Annotated in this window: 1 protein-coding gene; it reads left to right on the top strand. The window is 65.1% G+C overall.

All coding sequences use genetic code 11. The features are described from left to right. Positions 1-192 precede the first annotated feature (192 nt). Positions 193-3,369 (top strand): autotransporter outer membrane beta-barrel domain-containing protein, encoded by a 3,177-nt coding sequence (locus tag ACYQ6M_RS30305; protein WP_460077681.1) that lies wholly within the window; start codon positions 193-195, stop codon positions 3,367-3,369. Positions 3,370-3,574 lie beyond the last annotated feature (205 nt).

Genomic DNA, 3,574 nt, shown 5'->3' with positions numbered 1-3,574 from the left:
TCGGCGCTGATGGCGCTCTGGCTCGGCAAGGGATTGATTTCAAACAATAACCCCTAAACAGGGGATAGCGCCTCACCTCAAGCAGCGGCAAAAAGCGGCTGCTGAAACAACTTGCGCCGCGAGAGAGCCGCGCCCGGCTTCCGTATCGAAATCCCGGTGCCTGGCCACATGGCGCCGCGACGAGGGGGACCGATGGACACCAACGACACAATGGCTTGCGGGTCTCGCAATACGACAAACCCGGAGCGAGCGGGTGCGTCACACGCTCTCAGGACCGCTCTCCTGCTCGGTACGACGCTGGTTGCCGCAGCCGCCATGAGTTCCGGAACCGCTCAGGCCAGGGGAGGCAAGGGCGGCAACGGCGGTGCCTACGGCGGTATCTTTTACAGGCCCGGGCTCGGCGGCGCGGGCGGTTTAACCGGGAGCGCCGGAAACAACGGAACCACCCAGATGGGGTCATCGCAGCCGGGCAACGGCGGTGGCGGCGGTGGCGGTGCCGGCGGCTTTGCTGGCGGAACCGGGGCCAGCAGCACCCCCGGGGGTGCTGGCGGCGATGGCGGTGCGGGCGGCACGCACGGGCAGACGGTCTCAACTTCGACAACGATTGCAAGCCCCACCACGGGCAATAACGGCGGCGATGGCACCGATGGCGAGGCGGGCACTGCAAGCCCCTCCGGTGGCGGTGGCGGCGGCGGCGGCGGTGAGGGTGGCCATGGCGTCGCCGTGGACGCCGCCGTGACGATAACCAACAACACTGATATCACGGGTGGCACGGGCGGTCAGGGCGGGCAGGGTGGAGCCGGAGCCGGCGGCGGCGGCCAAGGATCCGTCGGCTTTGGCGGCGGCGGCGGGGTCGGCCTCTCGACCTCGGTGTCCGGCGTGACGATGATCAACACCACAACGTCCACAATCACGGGCGGCAACGGCGGCGCCGGCCAGGCGGACGCCGCAGGCGGTGCCGGCGTCAGGGGCGCTGACCTCACCATCGTCAACAGCGGCACGATTTCCGGCGGGCTCTCCCACAGTGGCAGCACCCGCGCCAATGCCATCGAATTCACCTCAGGCACCAACATTCTGGAGCTGAGAACGGGTTCGACGATCACCGGCAATGTCATCGCGGGCGGCACCAGCGACACGCTTGTTCTGGGAGGCGATACCAGCCCGGCCGCAAGTTTCGATGCCGGAGAAATCGGCACCAAATACACCGGCTTCGAAGTCCTGTCGAAGACAGGCAACTCCAGATGGACCCTCACCGGTACGAGCACCCATACCGTCAACACGACGGTCGAGGCCGGCACCTTGCGGGCTGGCTCGGCTGGCGCATTCGCCGCAAACACGGCCTACACGGTCAATGGCGGCACACTCGACCTCAACGGGTACGATCTCACGATGTCGGCGCTTTCCGGTACCGGTGGAACCGTTTCGTTGGGTAGTGCGGGGCTCACGGTGAACCAGTTGGGCACCACAACATATGGCGGTGTGATCAGCGGCACCGGTTCGCTGATCAAATCCGGCGCGGGCACGTTGACCCTGACCGGGACGAACACACATACCGGCGGCACAACGATTTCCGCCGGCACGCTGCAAATCGGCAGTGGTGGCACCAGCGGCAGTCTGAGCGGTAATATCACCAACAATGCGGCTCTCATCTTCAACCGCAGTGACGCGCTTACATATGGCGGGGCAATCAGCGGCACCGGTTCGCTGAGCAAAACCGGTGCGGGTACGTTGACCCTGACCGGGGCGAACACGCACACCGGGGGTACCACCGTTTCCGGCGGCAGGCTGGTGGTCAACGGGCGCATCGGCGCGACGACCCTGAACGGCGGCACCGTGGGCGGGTCTGGCACACTTGGTCATGTGACCGCCAATTCCGGCAGCACGATCGCGCCGGGCAATTCCATCGGCACTCTCAATGTCGCCGGCAACGTTTCCTTTGCCGCTGGTTCGACCTATGACGTGGAAGTCGATAGCGCCGGGAACTCCGACAAGATCGCCGCCACCGGGATCGTGACCATCGACAGTGGCGCCGCAGTCAAAATTCTGGCGGAAAACGGTACAGACGATGGCTCCAGCTATGCTCCGTCCACCACATACACAATCATAACTGCAGGCACGGCTGTTACCGGCACGTTTGGCACGGTCAACGAGAACTTTGCTTTCCTCGATGCCGAGCTGTCCTATGGCGCCACCTCGGTGACCCTGGATCTGATCCGCAACGACATAAGCTTTGCCGATGTGGCACACACCGCCAACCAGCGGGCGGTGGCAGGCTCCCTCAGCGGGCTTGCCTCCACCAGCGATCTCTACCGGGTTGTCGCGGGCCTGAACGAGACCCAGGCACGGCGCGCCTATGACAGCCTGTCAGGCGAGATCCATGCCTCGCTGCCGGCCATGTTCCTGAGCGACAGTGCCCGGCTACGCGACACGGTGACCAGCCGCATTCACGATGCCTTCGCCGGTTTTTCGGAGGTGCCCGAGATCGCCTTCAACGGTCCGGTCGGCCCGCGGGGGCCTGGCCTGGGCACCGGTTCGGGCTTCAACCTCAGCACCTGGGGCAGCGCCTACGGGGCCTATGGCAAGCTCGACGGTGATGGCAATGCAGCCACGCTCTCGCGCAGCACCGGCGGCGCCCTCGTCGGGCTTGAGGCAACCGCCTGGCCCCAGGCCCGCTTCGGGCTGCTGGCCGGTCTCGGCCAGAGCCAGGCCAGCGTTTCCGCGCGGGCGTCCTCGGCGGATGCAAACAGCTACACCCTTGGCGCTTATGGCGGGGTGCGGCTTTCCGACCTCGGTCTCACCTTCGGCGCCGCCTACAGCTGGCACGATGTGTCAAGCGAACGCGCTGTTGCCGTAGGCAGCCTGAAGGACACGCTCACCGCCGACTACTGGTCCCGGACCGCGCAAGTCTTCGGCGAAGCTTCCTATGCCCTGGAAACACCCTGGCTGCAGGTCTCTCCCTTCGCCGGACTGGCCCTCCTGCATCAGCAGACCGACGCCTTCCAGGAGCAGGGCTCCGCCGCCCTAGCACTCACGGGGGATGGCTCCAGTCAGCTTCTGGGATCAAGCACACTCGGCCTTCGCATGTCGAAAACGCTTGCGACCACCGACGGTATCTCTGCGGCGCTCACCGGCGCCCTCGGCTGGCGCCACGCCATAGGCGACCTGACGCCCGATCAGCGTATGGCCCTGTCCGGTCTTGATCCCTTCACGGTCCAGGGCGTGCCCCTCGACCGGGACACAGCCCTTGTCGAGGCAGGACTTGCCCTCACCATCTCCGACCGCACCACCCTCGGCCTTTCCTACCAGGGAGCTTTCGGGGAAAACGCAAGGGACCAGGGCGCAAACGCAAGGGTCAATATCAGATTCTGATGGATGCCGCTGTTTCGGACGTTCGCAGGTTCTCGCCAGGAATCCAAATGCGGGCCATTTGGTCCCAGGTTGTCAACGTCAGCACTGCGCTTCCATACACGTACTCGCTGCGCGGGAGGGTGTGTGGTGGGTTCTGTCGCAAAAATTTACGGGTGACGAGTAGCGGTCTTTGCAATACCCAGATCAGACGGCGAAGTTCGCAAAC

The organism is Roseibium sp. ROS1 (genome assembly GCF_054658215.1).
The sequence above is the reverse complement of the archived record's forward strand: the minus strand, read 5'-3'. Positions and strand labels throughout refer to the sequence as shown.